The sequence below is a fragment of the Nocardia sp. NPDC051900 genome, from assembly GCF_044452545.1.
Taxonomy (GTDB): Bacteria; Actinomycetota; Actinomycetes; order Mycobacteriales; family Mycobacteriaceae; genus Nocardia; species Nocardia sichangensis.
In genome coordinates, this window is sequence record NZ_JBITBU010000017.1 from 156,626 (window position 1) to 177,041 (window position 20,416).

The 20,416-nt window shown below is 68.4% G+C and carries 16 protein-coding genes; 7 read left to right on the forward strand and 9 right to left on the reverse strand.

From position 1 onward, the window contains the following. Positions 1-13: 13 nt before the first annotated feature. Together ilvA and ACIA5H_RS27075 are read right to left on the reverse strand one after the other, a co-directional pair. A complete protein-coding gene (ilvA, locus tag ACIA5H_RS27070) occupies positions 14-1,234 on the reverse strand; it encodes a threonine ammonia-lyase (protein WP_397078159.1) in 1,221 nt (406 codons plus the stop codon). Between the two features lie 30 nt (positions 1,235-1,264). Beyond that, positions 1,265-2,434, reverse strand: coding sequence for a serine hydrolase domain-containing protein (locus tag ACIA5H_RS27075; protein WP_397078161.1), 1,170 nt, complete (start codon positions 2,432-2,434; stop codon positions 1,265-1,267). 187 nt (positions 2,435-2,621) lie between these two features. Here ACIA5H_RS27075 and ACIA5H_RS27080 point away from each other — a divergent pair, with 187 nt between their 5' ends. The 3 genes from ACIA5H_RS27080 to ACIA5H_RS27090 all read left to right on the forward strand — a co-directional run bounded on the left by ACIA5H_RS27080 (position 2,622) and on the right by ACIA5H_RS27090 (position 5,646). After that, on the forward strand, positions 2,622-3,344 hold the full coding sequence (locus ACIA5H_RS27080; RefSeq protein WP_379256173.1) for a GntR family transcriptional regulator: 723 nt from the start codon (positions 2,622-2,624) through the stop codon (positions 3,342-3,344). A gap of 86 nt (positions 3,345-3,430) precedes the next feature. Further along, positions 3,431-4,918, forward strand: a complete 1,488-nt coding sequence (locus ACIA5H_RS27085) for an NCS1 family nucleobase:cation symporter-1 (protein WP_397078163.1) — start codon at positions 3,431-3,433, stop codon at positions 4,916-4,918. Then, on the forward strand, positions 4,918-5,646 hold the full coding sequence (locus tag ACIA5H_RS27090) for an aspartate/glutamate racemase family protein (RefSeq protein ID WP_397078165.1): 729 nt from the start codon (positions 4,918-4,920) through the stop codon (positions 5,644-5,646). The genes ACIA5H_RS27085 and ACIA5H_RS27090 overlap by 1 nt, the downstream gene beginning before the upstream one ends. 7 nt (positions 5,647-5,653) lie before the next feature. Here the strand turns inward: ACIA5H_RS27090 and ACIA5H_RS27095 are convergent, their stop codons facing one another. From ACIA5H_RS27095 to ACIA5H_RS27115, 5 genes are all read right to left on the reverse strand, one after another. Next, positions 5,654-6,004, reverse strand: a complete 351-nt coding sequence (locus ACIA5H_RS27095) for a hypothetical protein (RefSeq protein WP_397078167.1) — start codon at positions 6,002-6,004, stop codon at positions 5,654-5,656. Positions 6,005-6,300: 296 nt separating this feature from the next. Continuing rightward, positions 6,301-6,876, reverse strand: a complete 576-nt coding sequence (idi, locus tag ACIA5H_RS27100; RefSeq protein WP_397078169.1) for an isopentenyl-diphosphate Delta-isomerase — start codon at positions 6,874-6,876, stop codon at positions 6,301-6,303. After that, positions 6,873-7,745, reverse strand: coding sequence for a geranyl diphosphate 2-C-methyltransferase (locus tag ACIA5H_RS27105; RefSeq protein ID WP_397078171.1), 873 nt, complete (start codon positions 7,743-7,745; stop codon positions 6,873-6,875). The genes idi and ACIA5H_RS27105 overlap by 4 nt, the downstream gene beginning before the upstream one ends. A gap of 43 nt (positions 7,746-7,788) precedes the next feature. Then, positions 7,789-9,357, reverse strand: coding sequence for a family 2 encapsulin nanocompartment cargo protein terpene cyclase (locus ACIA5H_RS27110; protein WP_397078173.1), 1,569 nt, complete (start codon positions 9,355-9,357; stop codon positions 7,789-7,791). Between the two features lie 14 nt (positions 9,358-9,371). After that, positions 9,372-10,778 carry a family 2B encapsulin nanocompartment shell protein gene (locus tag ACIA5H_RS27115; RefSeq protein WP_397078175.1) on the reverse strand — a complete coding sequence of 469 codons (1,407 nt, stop codon included), beginning with the start codon at positions 10,776-10,778 and terminating at the stop codon, positions 9,372-9,374. Positions 10,779-11,583: 805 nt separating this feature from the next. Here ACIA5H_RS27115 and ACIA5H_RS27120 point away from each other — a divergent pair. Both ACIA5H_RS27120 and ACIA5H_RS27125 read left to right on the forward strand, forming a co-directional pair. Next, complete coding sequence (locus ACIA5H_RS27120) at positions 11,584-14,535, forward strand: acyl-CoA synthetase (protein ID WP_379256183.1); 2,952 nt, start codon at positions 11,584-11,586, stop codon at positions 14,533-14,535. A 56-nt stretch (positions 14,536-14,591) separates the two neighbouring features. Further along, on the forward strand, positions 14,592-15,191 hold the full coding sequence (locus tag ACIA5H_RS27125) for a class I SAM-dependent methyltransferase (protein ID WP_355080806.1): 600 nt from the start codon (positions 14,592-14,594) through the stop codon (positions 15,189-15,191). Between the two features lie 18 nt (positions 15,192-15,209). On the opposite strand, the gene rffA is transcribed toward ACIA5H_RS27125, so the two are convergent. Next, on the reverse strand, positions 15,210-16,349 hold the full coding sequence (gene rffA, locus ACIA5H_RS27130) for a dTDP-4-amino-4,6-dideoxygalactose transaminase (protein WP_379256185.1): 1,140 nt from the start codon (positions 16,347-16,349) through the stop codon (positions 15,210-15,212). Beyond that, positions 16,339-17,439: a glycosyltransferase family 2 protein gene (locus tag ACIA5H_RS27135; protein ID WP_355080809.1), complete on the reverse strand. Its 1,101-nt coding sequence runs from the start codon at positions 17,437-17,439 to the stop codon at positions 16,339-16,341. The genes rffA and ACIA5H_RS27135 overlap by 11 nt, the downstream gene beginning before the upstream one ends. 269 nt (positions 17,440-17,708) lie before the next feature. On the opposite strand from ACIA5H_RS27135, the gene ACIA5H_RS27140 reads away from it, so the two are divergent. Next, entirely contained in the window at positions 17,709-19,880 is a 2,172-nt protein-coding gene (locus ACIA5H_RS27140) for a hypothetical protein (RefSeq protein WP_397078203.1), read from the forward strand. Beyond that, on the forward strand, positions 19,877-20,368 hold the full coding sequence (locus ACIA5H_RS27145; protein WP_397078179.1) for a GtrA family protein: 492 nt from the start codon (positions 19,877-19,879) through the stop codon (positions 20,366-20,368). The genes ACIA5H_RS27140 and ACIA5H_RS27145 overlap by 4 nt, the downstream gene beginning before the upstream one ends. The last annotated feature ends 48 nt before the right edge of the window (positions 20,369-20,416 follow it).

Below are 20,416 nucleotides of genomic sequence, written 5' to 3' on the forward strand. Positions count from 1 at the left end.
GAGTTGTCGCGGGTCAATCCGATACGTGGACCCCGTATCCCGCGTTCCCGAGGGCGGTGAGCACGTCGTCGCGATGAGCGGAACCTCGTGTCTCCAGCGTGAGCGCCACTTCCACCTCGTCCACGGCCAACCACGTCCCGGTGCGCGAGTGTGCCACGTCGACCACGCTTGCGCCCGTCTTGCCCACCACCGCCAGCAGCGATCCCAGCGCGCCGGGGCGATCGGAAATCGTCACGCGCACGGCGAGATAGCGACCTGCCGCGCTCAGGCCGTGACCTATCACGCGGGTCAGCAGCAACGGGTCGATATTGCCGCCGGACAGGATCGCGCAGACCGGCCCCCGCAGGCCGAGTTCCTCGGGCGAAATACTCATCAGAGCGGCGACCGCCGCGGCGCCCGCCGGTTCGACGATCAGCTTCGCGCGTTCCAGGCACAGCAGCAGCGCCTGCGACAGCGCTTCCTCGTCCACCGTCACGATTCGTGAAACATGCTGGGCCACATGGCCGAACGGCACTTTGCCGGGCTGTCCGACCGCGATGCCGTCGGCCATCGTCGACATCCGCTCGACGCGGATCGGGCGGCCCGCCGCAAGCGAGCCCGGCCAGGCGGCCGCTTCCGCCGCCTGCACCCCGATGACGCGGACGTTCGGCGCCAGATGCCGCAGCGCGACCGCGACTCCCGCCAAGAGCCCGCCGCCGCCGGTGGGCACGAGCACCGTGCCGACCTGCGGCAGCTGCTCCGCGATCTCCACGCCGACGGTGGCCTGACCGGCCACGATATCGGGATGGTCGAACGGATGGATCAGCGTCGCGCCGGACCGGTCGGCGAAATCCAGTGCGGCGTCCAGCGACTCGTCGATGGTCTCGCCCACCTGGCGGACTTGCGCACCGTATGCCTTGGTCGCCGTCACCTTCGGCAGTGACGCCCCGACCGGCATGAACACCGTCGACTCGATGCCCAGCGAGGCCGCCGACCACGCGACGCCTTGCGCGTGGTTACCGGCGCTCGCGGCCACGACGCCGCGCTCCCGAACCTCCTGCGGCAAATTCGCGATTCGGTTGTAGGCCCCGCGCGGCTTGAACGACCCGGTGCGCTGCAAATTCTCGCATTTCAGCCACACTTCGGCGCCCACGCGCTCGGACAACACTCGCGAGGCCAGCAGCGGCGTGCGCCGGATCACCGGGTCCAGCAGCCGCGCGGCAGCCGCGATCCGCGGCATGTCGACCGTCTCCATAGCGCCATGCTGCCACTCGGGCAGACGAGATCAGGCGGCTCTGGCGAGGTTGTGCGCCAGCGTCCCCAAGCGCGCCAAGCGCGCGTCGCCGAGCGGGGTGATCCGGCTGCCCAGGCGATTGGTGACGAAGCCGAGCGACATCCCGGTCGCCGGGTCGGCGAAACCGCCGGAGCCGCCGAGGCCGAAATGGCCGAAAGCCGAGATGGGTTCGGCTTTGGACGGCTTCATCGGCACGCCGTGGTAACCCAGCGCCCAGGGAATACGGAAGGCCAGCACGTAGTCGGGGGTGAACACCTGCCGCCGGGTGATCTGCTCGATGGTGTCCGGGCGCAGCAGCTGATGCCCGTCCAGTTGCCCGCCGTTGGCGAGCGCGCCGTACACGCGGGCCAGCGCGCGGGCGGAGAAGACGCCGTTGAGGCCGGGCATCACCGAGTCGTGCAGGCGCGGATCGGCTACCAGCTCGGCGAAACCCACGGGGGTGGTGTCGGCGGCGGCCGCGAAGCGGGTGCGGGCGAGCATCCGCGAGCCACGCTCCCAGCTCATGCCCGCGACCGTCAGGCGCGGGAAATTGGTGGCGATACGCCCGCGCTCGGCTGCCGGGACGCGGAACCACAGTTCCTCGGCCGCGAGCGGTCGCGCGATCTCGGTGCGCAGCGCGTCGGTGAATTCCGTTCCGGTCACCCGGCGCACCAGCTCCGCGGCGAGGTGTCCGTAGGTGATGCCGTGATAGCCGCTGGTCACCTTGTGCCGCGGATCGGGCGCGGCGGCCGCGAGCGCCGCGGTGACCGCGGCGTCGTCGAAGAATCGCTCGACCGGTCCGGGCAGCAGCCCGCGCAGCCGGTGCAGCCCTGCCCGGTGGGTCAGCATCGCCCGCACGCTGATGCGCTCCTTGCCCGCCGCCGCGAACTCCGGCCAGTAGGTCGCGAGCGGCTCGTCGTAGTCGATCAGGCCGCGCTCGGCCAGGCGATGCACCAGCGTGCTGGCGATCCCTTTGCCGGTGGAGAACGCCATCGCGACGGTGTCGTGCGCCCACGGGACATCCGGATGCGCGTAACCGGCCCAGACGTCGACCACCGGCTCGCCGTGCAAGTAGACCGCCAGCGCTCCGTCGCCGTCGGACGGACGCCGGAACAGCCGGTCGAACTCCGCCACCAATCGCGCGAAGCGGCGATCTACGAATTGTCCTGCCGAATCTGTCATCGAAACCCGTGCCTGTCTTTCAGCGCCTGCGGCGTCGCGAACAATCCCATGCTAGGTGTCTCGTTTCGCTCGAGACCGGTGGCCGGGACCCGCACCCACCACGCGACCGGTCGGTACTGTGAGAAGACGTTTCCTGACCGTCACACGGGTGACCGGGAACGCAACACGCTGCCCCTAGCGTGTTGTCATGCCCCCGAGACGACGTTCGGCGCTGCTCGCGAGGTTGGTCGTCGACACACCCGGCCGCCCGCAGATCATTCTCGGCGAACTGCGCCGGGTGATCCTCGACGGGGCGGTGCCGCCCCGCACCGTCATCCCGCTGCGCGAGGTGGCGGAACTGTTCGGCGTGAGCCATATTCCGGTGCGCGAGGCGCTCAAGACGCTGATCGGGGAGGGGCTGGTCACCCACGAGCCGCACGCCGGATACACGGTGGCGCAACTGACCGCCGCCGAGTTGCGCGAGATGTACATCGTGCGGCAGACCTTGGAGACGGCCTCGCTCGCCGCGGCCGCCATGAACCACTCCGCCGCCGACCGCGCCGAACTGCTGGATGTGAACGAGGCCCTGGAACAGGCGATACGCGACGACGACCCGGCCGCCTACCACCGTGGGTCGCGCACCTTCCATGTGGCGCTGACCCGGCCGTCACGCATGTTCCGCTTGCTGCACATGCTCGAAGCGGCGTGGAACGTCACCGAGCCGGTGCAGTCGATGGTGCACATCGGCCGGGCCGACCGAGTGCGGCTGCACACCGACCACGCGTTGATGCTGGACGCGTTCCTGGCCAGGGACGTCGAGCGCCTGCTGCTCGTCGCCGAACATCACCATCGCAGGCTGGAGTCCGTGATCGCGACCTTGCCCACCGATACCGGTCTGCTCGCCCCGGAAGATATATCTGCCGCGCAATAGCCGGGCAATAACCGCGCAATGGACGGGCAATAGCCGATTCCTACCGTCGTTTCGATCACAGTTTCACCCTTCGGATGGGAAACACCATGACCGAAACCATCGCCGCGGCACCCGCTCCCGAGCGGATCACTCCCGCAGGCTACGACCCGCGGCTCACCAACGACGATCTCGCGCCGCTGCGCAAGCAGAACTGGGGCTCTTACAACATCTTCGCGTTCTGGATGTCGGACGTGCACAGCGTCGGTGGCTATGTCACCGCGGGTAGCTTGTTCGCGCTCGGCTTGGCCAGCTGGCAGGTACTGGTGGCCCTGTTGATCGGGATCACCCTGGTGTATTTCTTCTGCAATCTGGTCGCCAAGCCGAGTCAGGTGACCGGCGTGCCGTACCCGGTCATCTGCCGCAGTGCGTTCGGCGTGCTCGGCGCCAATATCCCCGCGATCATCCGCGGGCTGATCGCGGTGGCCTGGTACGGCATTCAGACATTCCTCGCTTCGGCGGCACTGGATGTCGTACTGGTGAAGCTGTTTCCGTCCCTCGCGCCGTACGCGGTGGCAGGCGACTACGGATTCCTCGGTCTGTCGCTGCTCGGCTGGGGCAGCTACCTGACGCTGTGGGTGGTGCAGGCCTGCGTTTTCTGGCAGGGCATGGAGTCCATTCGCCGGTTCATCGACTTCTGCGGGCCCGCGGTGTACGTGGTGATGTTCCTGTTGTGCGGTTACCTGATCGCGAAGGCCGGCTGGGGCGCGATCGATCTGAACCTGGGCGCGGTGCGGTACACCGGATGGGATTCGGTGCCCGTGATGCTGGGCGCCATCGCGCTCGTGGTCTCCTACTTCTCCGGGCCGATGTTGAACTTCGGCGACTTCTCCCGGTACGGCAAGTCCTTCGCCGTGGTCCGCCGGGGCAACCTGCTCGGTCTCCCGCTGAACTTCCTGCTGTTCTCGTTGCTGGTGGTGATCACCGCCTCGCTGACGGTGCCGGTCTACGGCGAGCTGATCACCGACCCGGTCGCCACGGTGGCGCGCATCGACAGCACCTTCGCGATCGTGCTCGGCGCACTGACCTTCACTGTCGCCACCATCGGCATCAACATCGTCGCGAACTTCATCTCGCCCGCCTTCGACTTCTCGCACGTGAGTCCGCAGCGCGTCAGCTGGCGCGCGGGCGGCATGATCGCCGCGGTGGGCTCGGTGCTGATCACGCCGTGGAATCTCTACAACAACCCGGAGGTCATCCACTACACGCTGGAGGTGCTCGGCGCCTTCATCGGTCCACTGTTCGGGGTGCTCATCGCCGATTACTACCTGGTACGCAAGCAACGCGTGGCGGTGGACGACCTGTTCACGATGTCCAGCAGCGGACGCTATTGGTATCGCGGCGGATACAACCCGGCCGCGGTGATCGCGACGGTGGTCGGCGCGCTGGCCGCGGTGATGCCGGTGCTGGCCAAGGATGTCACCGGTATGTACACCGCGGCACAGTACAGCTGGTTCATCGGTTGCGGCCTCGGCTTCGTGGCCTACTACGTCCTGGCCACGCGCACCCGGCCGGCGATGCGGGAGAGCGCGGCCTGATGCATATCCGTGTGGTCAACCCCAATACCTCCCGGGCGATGACCGACACGATCGAGCGGTGTGCCAGGGCCGTCGCTGGTCCTGGCACCCTGCTCGACGCGGTGACCTCGGAGATGGGACCGGCCTCGATCGAAAGTCACTACGACGAAGCGCTCAGCGTTCCCGGCCTGCTCGCCGCGATCCGGCGCGGGGAGGCCGAGGGGGTCGACGGCTACGTGCTGGCCTGCTTCGGCGACCCCGGTCTCGACGCCGCGCGCGAGCTGGCCGGGGGACCGGTGATCGGGATCGCCGAGGCCGCTATGCGTACCGCCGCTCATCTCGGTCGCGGGTTCAGCGTGGTCACCACCCTGGGCCGGACCGTCGGCCGGGCGGCCGATCTGGCGGAGCGCTACGGGATGCGGCACTTCTGCCGCGGTATCCACGCCTGCGAGATTCCCGTGCTCGCCCTCGACACCGATCCGGACGCGCGCAAGATCGTCACCGAAGCGTGCCGGGAAGCGGTCGAGGCGGACCGGTCCGACGCGATCGTCCTCGGCTGCGCGGGGATGGCCGATCTGTCCGCACACGTGCGCGCCGAGGTCGGCGTGCCGGTGGTGGACGGTGTGGCGGCGGCGACCCTGACCGTCCAATCGCTGCTCACGCTCGGTCTGCGCAAGTCCGGCCGGGGCGAATTCGCCGCGCCGCCGCCGAAGCCTTACACCGGCTCGCTGCGATCGTTCGGCGCCTGAGCGAGGCTCAGGCGGCTACCGCGATGGCGAGCTTGCGCAGTTCGGCGTCCGGGTCGGCCACGTCGACCACGAGCCGTGTGACGTCCGCGCCCGCCAAGTCGATACGGATGGCGTGTCCGTCGAATCGGGTGTCCCAGAATTCCTTGCGGCCCTTGCCGCGGAAGGTCCCGGCCGCGATCACGCCGGGGAAGAAAGTGCCGGGCGTGCGCACCCACGGCGGGCGGCGGTCGACCCCGGCCATGCCGAGCGCGGAGACGGCGGACAGGTCGAAACTCAGCTGGTCGCGCAGCGCCAGCAGCTGATGCGCACCGAGCACGTGCACCGTCACCGTCGTTCCGGTGACCTCGAATTCCACCATCACGCACCTCACTTCACCGAGAACTCGTACCTCTCAACGATGCAGAACGGTCCTGGTCACAGCCTGTGCCGTTCCTATGAGTTCTCTCAGTTTCACTCCATGTTGTTACATGGATATGCGCATCAATCGATGTCACGCACCCGTGCCGAGTGGGTCGACCAGCGCGTATGTCGAGCTACAACCGGCTCGGGAGGGAAAGCCGTCGTGAATTCGCGGGCTGGATCGAGGCAGCCGCGCCTGCGCAGTCGGCGAGATGTGTTCGGCTGCCTCGGACCAGGAGAAAACGATACGACGAATCAGGGCGCAGAGGTTCCTGTGACGTGCGCGTGTTCCGCGACGTCGAGGACACCGGCCAGCCATGGGGTGTAGGCGTCCGGGTTGTCGGCCAGCGCGTCGCGTAGCGCGTCCGGCTGAATCCACGCGAAGTCGGCGACCTCGGCCGGATCCGGTCGAGGGTTGCCGATGTCGAGGCGCCCGATCAGAACGTGATCCCACTCGGATTCGACGCGGCCGGTGCGCAGGTCCGCCGCGTGGTAGCGGTAGATCCCGGCCTCGGTGAGCGCGATCGTCAGGCCCATTTCCTCGGCCAGCCGCAGCCCCGCCGCGGCAGCGACCGGTTCGCCGGGTGCGGGGTGGCCACAGCAGGTGTTGGCCCACAGTGAGGGGAACCTGGTCTTGACCGCCGCACGCTGCTGCAAGAGCACCCGGCCCGCCGAGTCGAACAGTAAGACGGAGAACGCGCGGTGCAGTCGTCCCGGGGCCAGGTGTGCCTCGGCGACCGTGCACGCGCCGACCGCGCGGCCCGCGTCGTCGACGAGTTCGACGGGCAGGGCCTCGCGGTCGGTGTACGGCTGGGCGAGGGCGTCGGTCACCTACCCACCTTATCGGCGGCGATGAGCAGGTAGTGGAAGCTCCCCTCCTGGTACGCGGTCAGGAACGGCTTCTCGACGCCGGTGGCGAGCTCGGAATGCGTGCGCAGCTCCCAGTACGGGATGGTCGCCGCGGTGAGTTCGGTCACGGAGATGGGCACCAGGTTGTTCGCGGCCAGGGCGCGGAAGTACTCGCCGCGCGGATGGATCATGCAGCCGTAGTGCGCGTCGATCCAACTGACCGAGGACGCGCGACCGCCGGTCACGTCGTTGGAGCAGCCGGTGATGCACACGTAGCGTCCGCCCGGCTCCAGCAGGCGGGAGAACTCGCTGAACAAGTCGAAGAGGTCCACGTACATCGTGGTCTCGTTGGTCCAGATCCCGCGCATGGAACCGGTCTCGAAGCCGGTGTCGAGCATGTTGCGCAAGTGGAACCGCACCTTGTCCGCGACGCCGCGGTGAACAGCCTGGTCGTTGGCGAAGCCGACCTGATATTCGGAGATGGTCACGCCGTCGACCTGGCAGCCGAAGCGCTGGTTGGCCATGAAGCTGGTGCCACCGCGGCCCGAGCCGCCGTCCAGCAGCCGGTCGCCGGGCCGGACGTCGCCGAGGTGGTCGAGCAGGAAGTCCGCCTGCGCGGTCTCCAGCCGGTGCAGTTCGGCGACGATGCGTTCCTCGCGGGTGTCCGCCGGGCCGGTCAGCACGGACAGGTCCGGCTCGCCGATGCCGTAGTGGTGGTGGTAGAGCCCGTCGACCTCACCGAGTTTGGTGTTGACCCGGTCGTCGTTCGGGTTGTTGTTCCAGTACGCGGCGACGGATTTCTGGTAGCTGGTACGCAGAACGGTCCCGGTCTCCGGGTTGAGCATGGTCATGCGCGATCATCCTCTCTCGGTGCGGTACTGCTTCGTTGCTCTCTTACAGGTGGCTCTGGTGCGGGTCGCGATAGCGCTTGCTGTCGGCGTGCCAGGCGCGGTTGCCTCCCATCCAGGCCCACAGGCCTGCGAGGAAACGGCGGAGTTCCGGCGAGCCGAGCGCGGCCAGGGGCGCCGCTTCCCGTTCGAACCGGTGCACGAGTTCGTCGTGCACCTCGGCGGTGCGCAGCACGGCCTCGCGGCGCGAGCAGCGCTCCTCGGCGGCCAGGACGGTCGGCAGGTTGAACTCCCTGCCGTTGGAGAGATCTTCGCGCGCCATCGAATACAGGTCGTTGACCATCTGGCTGGCCAGCGCGGCGGTGGTGACCACGCGGCGCACCGCGGGGTCGGTGTACTCGGCGGCCGGTAACTCGTAGCCGCCGACCACATCGGTCGGCGCCATGCACGGCAGGAAGCTGTGCGGTTGCCGATTGGCGAGGTACTCCCACACCGGCGGCATCCGCCCCGCCGAGCGCCAGCCCGCTTCCGCTCCGAGCGCGATGAACCAGCCCGCGATCTCGGTGCGCAGCCGGGCCAGTTGCGCAGGGCGTGCGTAGCGTGCGAGGTGCTCGAAGGACGTGCGAAACGCGCGCAGGATCGGATCGGCTTCGAGAGCGGCCTCGAGCTGGGCGACGTAACGCGCGGGAAGATGGACCGGGTCCATGGCGGCGGCCGCCAATTCGAGCCGGGGACCCAACTCCGCCTCGGCGCTGGAGGGGGTGCCGTCCGGTGCCCGGTCGTCGGCATCCTCCTCGCAGTAGTAGTCGTCCACGGACCATTCCGAGACCGCGCATTTCGCCGCCGCCAGCAGCCGGTCGGCATCGTCGCAGTCCGGGTGGGCGAGCATGATCAGCCGGCCGAAATCGGCGTCGCGCAACTCCTCCAGCCGTCCCTCGTACAACCCGATGTCCCTGGCCCAGTCGATGATGCCGGTGTTGACGGCCTCGGCGAGAGCCGGATCGTCACGCAGCGGCGGCGGGCAGTACAGCGGTGGAATCGGATCCTGCCGATCGCGGCACACCGCGGCGGTGCCGGATCCGGTCGGTGCGCGTGGCACCCGTGCGGGACCGCCCGCGGCCCCCGACCCGATGCTCGGTTGCGTCCGCGTGCCCGTGCGAGGTGGCCCCGCGAGGCCGTGTAGCAGCGCCGACGGCGTGCCGAGCCCGGTGGGTCCGGTGGGAATGCGTGGCGCCGCGGGCAACGGAGTTCCTCCCGTCACCGGGGGCGGCCCCGGTGCGGTGGCGAGAACTGCGGCTGCCCCTTCGATGGCTGCTCCCGGTGTGCCGGCGCGGACAGCGGTAGGGGAGGTCGCCGCCACGGCGGGCGTCGTGGCAGCGTCCGCGCCGGTACGGGGAAGCAAAAGCGCGGCGGCGCCCAGGCCGGACGGACCGAGCAGAGCGCGCGGTGTGACCCCCGCCTGTCCGGCTCCCAACGAAACATCAGGCGGATCAGCCGCTTTCGTCGACAACAGGTCAGCCGGAGCGGTCGTGCTGGTATCAGTGAGTAGCGCGACGACGGTGGCGGCCACCTCATCGGTGGCGTGCGCCGCCGCGGCGCGGGAGAGCACCGACATGCCCATCACCCCGGTCAGTCGGCTTGCCGGGCGACCGAGACGTTGTCGAGCACGCCGAGGGCGTCGGGCACCAGCACGGCCGCCGAGTAATAGCAGCTGATCAGGTAGGAGATGATCGACTGGTCGTCGATGCCCTTGAAGCGCACGTTGAGGCTCGGCTCGTATTCGTCCGGAATCCCGGTCTGGTGCAGACCGATCACGCCCTGGTCCTTCTCGCCGGTGCGCATGGCCAGGATCGAGGTGGTCTGGGTGTCGCTGATCGGGATCTTGCCGCACGGGAAGATCGGTACGCCTCGCCACGCCGGAACCCGGTGCCCGTCCACCTCGACCGGATCCGGGTAGAGCCCGCGCTTGGTGCATTCGCGTCCGAACGCGGCGACCGCCTTCGGATGGGCGAGAAACAATCTCGTGCTGCGGCGCATGCTGAGCAGTTCGTCGAAGTCGTCCGGGGTGGGCGCGCCGGTCTCGGTGTAGATGCGCTGCTTCAGATCGCAGTTGTGCAGCAGCCCGAAGTCGGGGTTGTTGACCAGGTCGTATTCGCGGCGTTCGTAAAGCGCTTCGATGGTCAGGCGCAGCTGCTGCTCGACCTGATTCATCGGGTTGTTGAACAGGTCGGCGACTCGGGTATGCACCCGCAGCACGCTCTGCGCCAGGCTGAGTTCGTATTGGCGTGGGGCGGCGTCGTAATCGACGAACGTGCCCTCCAACAGCGGCTCGCCCGCGTGGCCCGAGACGATCGCGATGTCCGCCTCGCCTTTGTTGTTCTGCGGATGGGTGGGTGCGGAAGCCACGCGAGAAAGTTGCTCGCGCAATGCCGAAGTTCTGTCGATGAACTCTGTGAGCGATCGTCGCGGAAGGACCAACATGGTTGTTCGCGTGACCGTCTTGATGGTGACCGGCCAGATCGCCGAAGGCTCGGTCAATATCGTGTCGCCGAAGAAGTCGCCGCCGCCGAGGATGCCGAGCTTCGTCTGCTCGCCGTACTCACCCGACCCGATTTTGCTCAATTTGCCGTGCACGATCAGCAGAATTTGATCCATCGGATTGCCGAATTCCGCTACCACAATGCCCGGTTCGAGATCGCGCTGTTCGAAACGGTCCGCGAGGGCGCGCAGCACGTCCTCGTCGTCGAATCCGCGCAGCGCCGGAAGTTCTTGCAATTCCAGGGGAATGACGCGTGCGGTGGAGCCGTCGATGACGAATTCCACTTCGCCGTTGCCCACGGTGTGGGTGAGGCGGCGGTTCACTCGGTATACACCGCCGTTGACCTGCGTCCACGGCAGCGCGCGAGTGAGCCATCGCGAGCTGATGCCCTGCATCTGCGGTTCGGATTTGGTGGTGTGCGCGAGCAGGCCCGCCGTACTGGTGCTCAGGCTCCTGCGCACGTTGTTTTCCGTTTGGACTGGCATTTCAATGGTCATGCGTGTCCTCACCTCGAGACGGCCACCGAGACGTGGTGACGGGTTGTGGAGCAGGGGATTCGAGATCGTCGATAGTTCAGAGTCGCCGGGTGTTCACATCAAACAGCAGCGGGCGTGCCCGCGGAGAGCTCATCGATCGAATTTGCCTACGCGCCAGGGCGTTCCAGACGTGATCGATGGTAGACGCCGAAAGCGGCTGTGCACAGAAAAATTTCGAAGATCGTTCCGACGCGCGCCGGATGGTCACGACACGCGGTCGATTCCGGTAACGGCGGGTTGCGTCCCGAGGTTTGGTCCGAATTGCGTTCTGGTAGCGGCAGATCAGCTATGTGAGCGTTCGACTGCCTCGTCACACAAGCGGTGCCCGGCGCTCTCTCGATGTGGGCGAATCAGGCGGCCGGAGTGGCCATCGCGGCTATGCCGTGGCATCCAACGGTCGCGAGCGATGTCCCTACCCGCTGTGCTGCCGGACGTAAGCCATGTCCGAGTCGGGGGCGTGGGCGCCGCCGGGATACGGTCGAGTAGGTGACCCCTCGATCGATGTGCGCCCGTATTCCGGCGCGGCGCGAAAACGGTGGCGGGCGCCCGGCCACACCGATGGCGCTGAACTATCCGGGTTGCCGGTGGCCGGGGCTGCCGCGATGGAATGTTTCCGCGTCGATACGTGACTGTCGGGGAGCCGACTGCGGCAACCTGGCATGTGACGTGTCACAGCGGACACATAATGGACAAGTGGTGTGGGAAGCTCGTCTGAACACGCCGCCGTGTGTGATGCGGGTCACGTTCTAGGGTAGGGCCAGGAGCGATGGTGAAGTTGAATGCGAAGGTTGTGGTGGGCTCGGTACAGCGGTTGATGGCGACCGCGCAGAACGGCCTGGAGGTCATCCGCTTCGGCGGACTGACCCCTGACGTCGCGTCCTCGCCGTTCGAGGTCGTGGAACGCAGACGCATGTACCGGCTGCGGCATTACTTCCCCGACGATACGACGCCGGGGCGCCCGGTGGCCGTGCTGGTCCCGCCGCTCATGGTGAACGCCGACATCTGGGATGTGAACGCAGAAGAGGGCGCCGTCGGGATCCTGCACCGCGGCGGCATCGACTGCTGGGTGGTGGACTTCGGCTCGCCCGCCAGCGAGGAGGGCGGCTGGCAGCGCGATCTCGCCGACCACGTGCTGGCCGTCAACAGCGCGATCGACACCGTCAACGAGGCCACCGGCAGCGGCGTGCACCTGATGGGCTACTCGCAGGGCGGCATGTTCGCCTACCAGACCGCCGCCTACCGGTACGGCAAGGGCGTGGACAGCATCGTCACCTTCGGCAGCCCGGTCGACATCGTCGCGGGCATGCCGTTCGGGCTGCCCTACGGCATGGTCTCCGACGTCGCGGACTTCCTGGCCGATCACGTGGTCACCCGGTTGCCGATCACCGACTCCATGGTGCGCATCGGCTTCCAGTTGCTCGATCCGGTGAAAACGGCCAAGTCGAGGATCGACTTCCTGCTTCAGCTGCACGACCGCGAGGCGTTGTTGCCGAAGGAGCGCCAGCGCCGATTCCTCAACAGCGAAGGCTGGGTCGGTTACGCGGGCCCGGCCGCGGCGGATCTGCTCAAGCAATTCGTCGCGCACAACCGGCTGATGCTCGGCGGTTTCGTGATCCGCGATCACCCGATCTCGCTGGCCGAGCTGAAATGCCCGATCCTGGCGTTCGTCGGCGAGGTCGACGACATCGGACAGCCCGCCGCGGTGCGCGGCATCGTGCGGGCCGCGCCGAACGCGGAGGTCTACGAGGCGACATTGGTCGCGGGCCACTTCGGCCTGGTGGCCGGAAGCATGGCCAGCAAACACACCTGGCCGCTGGTGCGGCAGTGGGTGGAATGGATGAACGGCGACAAGCCGCTGCCGCCTGAGATCGTGCCGATGACCGAGCACGTGCCGAGCAATCGCCCCCGCTCGGCGGCCACCCGGGTGGTGCACACCGCCGCGACGCTGGCCGAGGCGGGCACCGGCGTCGGCAAGGCCCTCGAAGGCATCGCCAACAGCACAGTGCGCGGATCGATCGAACTGGCGGGCGAGGCGGCCCGGGCTCTGCCCAGGCTGACCCGCCTCGGCATGATCCAGCCGCACACCCGCATATCGCTCGGCCGTTTGCTGACCGAGCAGACGCGCCGCGCGCCGCAGCGGGACCTCTTCCTGTTCGACGACCGCGTGCACACCAACGCGGCGGTCAACGAGCGCATCGACAACGTGGTGCGCGGCCTGATCTCGGTGGGCGTGCGCCCGGCCATGCGGGTCGGCGTGGTGATGGAGACTCGGCCCAGCGCGCTGGCCTCGGTCGCGGCGCTGTCGCGGCTGGGCGCGGTGGCGGTGCTGCTCGCCCCGCACAGCGACCTGCGCCGCGCGATCGAGCTCACCGGCGTCGAGACGCTGATCTCCGATCCGGAGAATCTGCGGCAGGCCGCCGCGACCGACGCCAGGGTGCTGGTGCTCGGCGGTGGTAGCACGCGCGAGCTGGCGCTGCCCACGACCGACCGCCTGATCGACCTCGAGCAGATCGACCCGGCGCGGGTGCGGGTGCCCGCCTGGTACCGGCCGGACCCCGGTCTGGCGCGCGAGCTGGCTTTCGTGCTCGTCACCGGCACCGGTGATCGGCTGGAGACGAAGTACATCACCAACCACCGCTGGGCGCTGTCGGCGTTCGGCACCGCGACCACGGCCGATCTGAATCGCAGGGACACGGTGTACTGCCTTGCGCCGCTGCATCATTCGTCCGGGCTGCTGGTCAGTCTCGGCGGGGCGATCGCGGGTGGTAGCCGGGTCTCGCTGGCCCGGTCGCTCGACCCGGCGCGCTTCGCCGAGGAGGTGCACCGCTACGGCGTCACCGTGGTGACCTACACCTGGACCATGCTGCGCGACATCCTCGACGCGGAGGTGTTCCCGGACGGCCACAGCCACCCGATCCGTTTGTTCATCGGCTCCGGAATGCCCGCCGGACTGTGGCGGCGCACCGTGGAGCAATTCGAGCCCGCCCGCGTGCTCGAGTACTACGCCTCGATCGAGGGTGACGTGGTGCTGGCCAACGTGGCCGGGGTGAAACGCGGATGCAAGGGCAGGCCGGTTCCCGGCACCGCGAAGGTGGAACTGGTCGCCTACGACCCGCTCACCGAACGCATCCTGGTCGACGGATCCGGCTACGCCCGCCGTTGCGCGGACAACGAGGTGGGTCTGCTGATCGGCAAGGCGTCCGACGGCGTCGACATCTCCGCGGGCGGCTTGCGCGGGGTCTTCACGGCGGGCGACTCCTGGATGCCGACGGAGAATCTGTTCCGCCGCGACAGCGACGGCGACTACTGGCTGATGGACCGCACGGACACGGTGATCCACACCCGGCGCGGGCCGGTCTTCGGTCAGCCGATCGTCGACGTGCTCAACGACATCACCGCCGTGGACATGGAAGTCACCTACGGACTCAATGTCGACGACCATTGCATCGCGGTGGCCGCGGTGAGCGTGCGCGAGGGTTTCCACCTTGACCCGAAGGATGTCACCGAGGCGTTGCGGGTGCTGGACCCGGACCAGCGGCCCGACCTGGTGTACGTGGTGGACGACATCCCGCGCAGCCCGTCGTTCCGTCCGTCCGCCCGCGCCGTGCAGGAGGCGGGCAGGCCGGAGCCGGGACCGGATACCTGGTGGTACAACCGGGCATCGGACGCCTACGAGATCCTCACCGACGACCAAGCGCGCGCGCTGCTCGGTGACTGACGCGATATATATTGCCGAAGAGCCGGATTCATCGACCGATGGCATAGTGAGTGCCTGTGGGAACGAGCCTCATTTACCGCAACGGGACCGTCTACGAGGTCCTGATGCGCGGGTTGTACGGCAAGCACTACACGGCTCGGTATCGCGCTATCGCGGAGCTCGTCCCAGAAGGGGCGAGCGTGGTCGATCTGTGCTGCGGACCCGCGACGCTCTACACCCGCTACTTGCGCCACAAGTCGGTCGACTACACCGGGCTCGATCTGAACGAGCGCTTCGTCGCGCGCGTGAACGAAGCGGGCGGGCGGGGCAAGGTGTGGAATTTGCATTCCGGCGACGCGCTGCCCACGGCCGATTACGTCATCATGCAGGCCAGCCTCTACCACTTCCTGCCCGAGCCGCGCCCGCTGCTCGATCGGATGCTCGCTGCGGCCACCGACCGGGTGATCGTCGCCGAACCGGTCCGCAACCTGGCCACCAGCGACAATCCGGTCCTCGCCACGATCGGCAAGCGGTTCACCGACGCGGGCGACGGCGAGCAGGCGCACCGCTTCACCGAGCGAACGCTGGACGAGTTCTTCACGGCGTACGGCCCGCGGGTGGCGCGGCAGTCCCTCATCGCGGGCGGGCGGGAGAAGCTCTACATACTCACCGCGTGAGCCGGCGTGCGGGCCGGTTCACACGGTGAACGCGGTGACCGCGTCCACGACGCGGGCCACCTGCGCGTCGGTGAGATCCGGCCAGAGCGGCAGACGCACGACGGTTCCGGAGAACTCCGCGCTGCGGGCGCAGGCCCGCGGCGTGCGGCCGAGCTTGAACCCGGCCGGGCTGGAATCCAACGGGATGTAGTGGAACGGTGCGGAGATACCCTGCGCCGCGAGGTGCGCGATCAGGTCGTCGCGGCGGCGCTCGTTCGGGGTCCGCAGGTAGTACAGATGCGCGGTGTGCCCGCGATCGGCGGGCACGGACATCAGACGGACGTCGTTGCGCTCGGCCCAATCCGGCAGGGCGGCGGCGTAGGCGTCCCACACCCGGTGGCGTCCGGCCTGGATGGTGTCGAACTCGTCCAACTGCGCGTCGAGCACGGCCGCGTTCAGCTCGCTGGGCAAGTAGCTGGAGCCGATGTCCTGCCAGGAGTACTTGTCCACCGCGCCGCGCAGGAACCGGGCCCGGTCGGTGCCCTTCTCCCGGATGATCTCGGCGCGCGCCATCAGGATCTCGTCGGTGAGCAGCAGCGCGCCGCCCTCACCGCAGTGCACGTTCTTGGTGTCGTGGAAGCTCAGCGTGCCCATCGTGCCGATGGTGCCGAGCTTCCGGTCACGCCAGGTGCCGCCGAGTCCGTGCGCGTTGTCCTCCACGACGGCGAAGCCGTGCGTGTTCGCCAGGTCGAGCAGTCCGGCCATATCGGCGGCGACGCCACCGTAGTGGATGACCACCACGGCCTTCGTCCGCTCGGTGACCACGGCCGCCACCGACTCAGGGTCCAGGTTCCCGGTGGCCGGATCGATGTCGGCGAAGACGCACGTGGCGCCACGCAGCGCCATCGAGGTGGCGGTGGAGGTGAAGGCGAAGCTGGGCACGATCACTTCGTCGTCGGGCCCCAACTCCAGCAGCAGTCCCGCCATTTCCAGCGCGGATGTGCAGGAGGTGGTGAGCAGGGCGTGCGGAGCGCCCGTGATCGCCTTCAGCTTCGCGGTGGCCGACGCGGTGAACTGTCCGTCGCCGTGGCTGTGGTCGGAGGCCAGCACGGCCTCCAGATTCGCTAATTCCCGGCGCGCCCGGTACGGACGGCTGAAGATGACGCGGTCAGTGCTCAACCCGGTCGGTCCCCCTGCTGGCGGTGGTCGCGGTCATTTCCGAAGTGTCCGCCGGACGCGGTGTCGGCGTCTCGACGGTCAGATAGAGCGGTTTGCCCACCAGGATGTGCAGCGCCACGCCCAGGTACTCGGCGATGAGTCCGAGTGAGAACAGGATGGCGCCGGAGCACAGCAGCAGCACCACGATGGTGGATGCCCAGCCTTCCGGCGCCCAGCCGTCGGTGGTCAGCGCTTCGATCACGACGACCGCGGCCATCACGCCGCCGGCCAGCGCCAGGGTGACGCCGAGCAGGCTGACCAGCCGCAACCCGCGGGTCCCGCTGCACAGCACCATCTTCCAGAACAGCGAGAACAGGCGGCGGTAGTTGTAGCCGGACTCCTCCCTGCCCTCGGCGCGCAGCACCACCGGCGCCTGCGCGACGGCGCCGACCACCCAGGTCAGCGCGACGTCCAGGTAGACGCCGTTGGACGCGACCTCGGCCAGTTGCCTGCCGATGTCCCCGCGGATCAGCCGGTAGCTCTCGAACCGGGTGGAATCCGGGAACGCGAACAGCGTCGCGAGCACCAGCTTGGCTCCGCGCGAGGTCAGATTGCGCAGGAAGCCGTGCGGCCTGGTGTTGCTCGGCTTGGAGTAGACCAGATCGGCGCGCTGCGCCAGCGCCGTGTCCAGGAACGTGCTGATGAAGCGGGGATCGTGCTGGCCGTCCTCGTCCATGGTGACGATCCAGTCACCGGCCGCGGCCGACATCCCGGCGATCGTCGCGGCGTCCTGGCCGAAGTTGCGGCTGAGCCAGACGGTGCGCACGGTCGGATAGGTCCGTTGCAGTTCTTGCAGCACCACGTCGGAGCGGTCCGGGCCGTGGTCGTGCACCAGGATGATCTCGGAGACGACGAACGGGGTGCCGCCGGGAGTCTCGGTGGTGCGCGTGAGATCGTGCAGTTCGGCGACCAGACCGGCGATCGTGTCCTCGCCCCGGTACACCGGCACGACCACCGACACCGTGTGCGGCCGGTCCACGCCGGGCCGTGCCGGGTCACCGTTCGTCGCGGGGGCGCCGGAACGGAGTGTGCGGGCGGGTGGGATCGGCATCAGCTGGATCGACTTTCGATGACGGTGCGTGCCGGTACTCGTGGCAGAACTGCGGAGCCCGAACCGGTGTGGACTCTAGCACGGTGCGCCGGGTGGCCAGCGGAGCAGCTGATCATGCCCTCATCTTGGTGGCGTCCGCGACCGATGCCAAGCCGGGAGCCGCCCTGTAGGGTTTGGAACTCGTGACGGACAGTGCAGTGCTCGACTCGCCGCCGGACGCGTATTCGCGGCGAGATGTCTACCGGTGGGGGGTCATCACCGCGCTCGGAGTGGTCGCGGGTTACCTCGCTGTCCTGCTCGCCAACGCCCGGCATTTCTTCACCGACGACACCGAGTCCCAGTACACCTCGTTGTGGGTCGGCCTCGGCCGTGCGCTGCGCGCAGGCGATTTTCCGGTCATGGTGCCCGAGCACTGGATGGCGGGCAACAACACCATGGACGACGCGGGCCTGTTCAACCCGCCACAGCTGCTGATCGATCTGATCGCGCCCTCGGTGGACAACGTCGCGCTGTACGCCACCGTCGTGAAGCTGATCTTCTCGATCATCGCCGCCCTCGGCGTTTACCGCGTCTGCCTCGTCTACGGCGGGCGGCCCGCCTGGTCGGCGGTGGCGGGTATCGCGCTGCCGCTGTCGGGCTTCTTCCTGTTCTTCGACGAAGCCAGCTGGATGACCGCGCTCACCGGCACAGCGTGGATGGTGCACGCCTGGGCGGCCTCGGTCCGCTACACGCGCGGTCGAGGCGGGCCCGTTCCGGTTTTCGTCTACCTGTACCTGACCATCTCGACGCAGTACATCTTCCCCGCGGTCGAAGCGGTGCTGATGCTGCTGGCCGTGGCCGTGGGCGAGCTCGTGTACCAGCGCAAGTGGCAGCCGGTGCTGCGGCTGACGCTGGCGGCGGGCTGCGCCGGGCTCGCGGGCCTGCTGACCTTCCTGCCGAGCATGTTGTCGGCCAAGGTGACCTGGCGCGGCACCGCGCAGATCAACAACGACCAGTTCCTGACGGTGCCGTGGTCGGAGTCGCTGAACGCCAGCCTGCCCAGTTCGATGCCCGCCTTCACGTCGTGGTGGGGTTACGTGCAGCCGCTGCCGGTCACCTACATCGCCTGGTTCCTGATCCCCGCCCTGGCGTTCGTCGACTGGCGGCGAGCCAAGGAGGCGTGGCGGGAGCTCAGCGCGATCGCGATCTTCGCGATCATGATGCTGATGTGGACCGCGGGCCCCGGTTCCGTCGGGCCGCTGCGCTGGCCCGCACGCGTGCTGCCGATGCTGGCCATCGGGCTGCTCGTCCTGGTGTGCGTGCTGCTGGGGCGTTTCGGGACGTTCCGCGATCCGAAGAACCGCGGCATCGCGGCGGGCGTGCTGATCCTGCTGCTCTGGGTGCGCTCCTTCTCCGCCGACCCGCACGACGCCATCTGGCACGTCATCGCGGCCCTGGCGCTGGCGGCGCTGGTGGCGGCGGTGGTGTGGCTCGGGCGCGCCAAGGGCACCGCGGCGGCGTGCGCCCTGACCATCGTCGCGATGTTCCCGATCGCCTATTTCCAGGTCGATGCCGCGCAACCCACGCCGATGTCGTGGAATCTGCCGACGAAGCGTTCGGAGGCGATGGCCGCGTTCCCGGACTTCGCGGGCAACACCATCCAGCTGGGCGACCGCGGACTGCTGCAGCCGCAGGACAAGAGCATCGAGGCGGCCTACGGCTCGCTCGTCTTCGGTAACTACGCCCGCGGACTCGAGTTGAACTACGTCAACGGGTACACCCCCAGCGGCCATTTCTACTTCGGTGAGCTGCTGTGCATGCGCTGGGACGGCAGTGTCTGCCCGGACGCCTACCGGCGTATGTTCGCGCCGGAGCCGACCACCGGGCGGCCGTTGGTCGATCTGATGAACCTGGACCGCGTGGTGGTGCAGCGGGCGCTGTTCCCGGACGCGCCCGGCCAGCCCGCACCCGAGGGCTGGACGTGGGTCGAGTATCCCGGGCACGAGCGCTACATCGCGGTGCTGGAACGCGTCGGCGGACCGATCTCGACGACGAACGGCCGCGTGACGGCGACCCAGAAGGCGACCGCGACGTCGATCTCCGAGACCGACACCACCAGCCGGGTGCGCGTGTCCTCGGCCGAAGGCGGCCGGGTCGTGTTCGCTCGGCTGGGCTGGCCGGGGTACCGAGTCACGTTGAACGGCAAGTCGCTTCCGATCACGACGGTCGCCAAGTCCTTCATCGCCGTCGATGTTCCCGCGGGCACCCAGGACGCCGAACTGGTGCTGACCTGGCGTCCGCCCGGCTGGAAGATCGGCATCGCCGCCGCGGTGGCGGGTGTGCTCGGCATCGGCGTCCTGCAGTGGCTGTACGTCCGGTCCCGGCGCCGCGAGGAGCCGGAGGAGAGCGCCGCCACCGAGCCCGCCGAACCGGATCGCGAGTTGGCGGACGTCGTTTCGTGACGACGAACCCGCCTCCGGTCGCCGTGGGCGCCGACGCGGTGGGCGACGGGCCCGCGGCCGGACTCCTGGTGCGGGTGGTCCGGCGGCAGGAGGTCGCCTTCGCGCTGGTCGGCGCGTGTAACACCCTGCTCGGGATCGCGCTGACCGTGGTGTGGCTGGCGGTGCTGGGTGACGCGTGGCCGCCCGCCGTGGCGGTCGTGCTGGCCTACGCCGTCGGCATCGTCGTCGCTTTCGTCCTGCACCGGACGCTCGTGTTCCGGGTGCGCGGCCGGGTGCTGCGCGACTTCGCGGGCTTCGTCGTGGTGAATTCCGGTGGGCTGCTGATGAACACGGTGCTGCTGTCGCTGGCGGTCTCGGTGCTGCACCTGCCGCGGATTCCGTCGGCCGTCGTGGTGATGGGCCTGGTCGCCGTCGTCAGTTTCTTCGGCCATCGATACATTTCGTTCCGCCGCAAGCCGGAGGCGCGGACCGAGAACGCCAGCGGATGACGCGTCACCGAATGGCATCCCGGTACTGGCTTGCCGGAGCGGCACCGC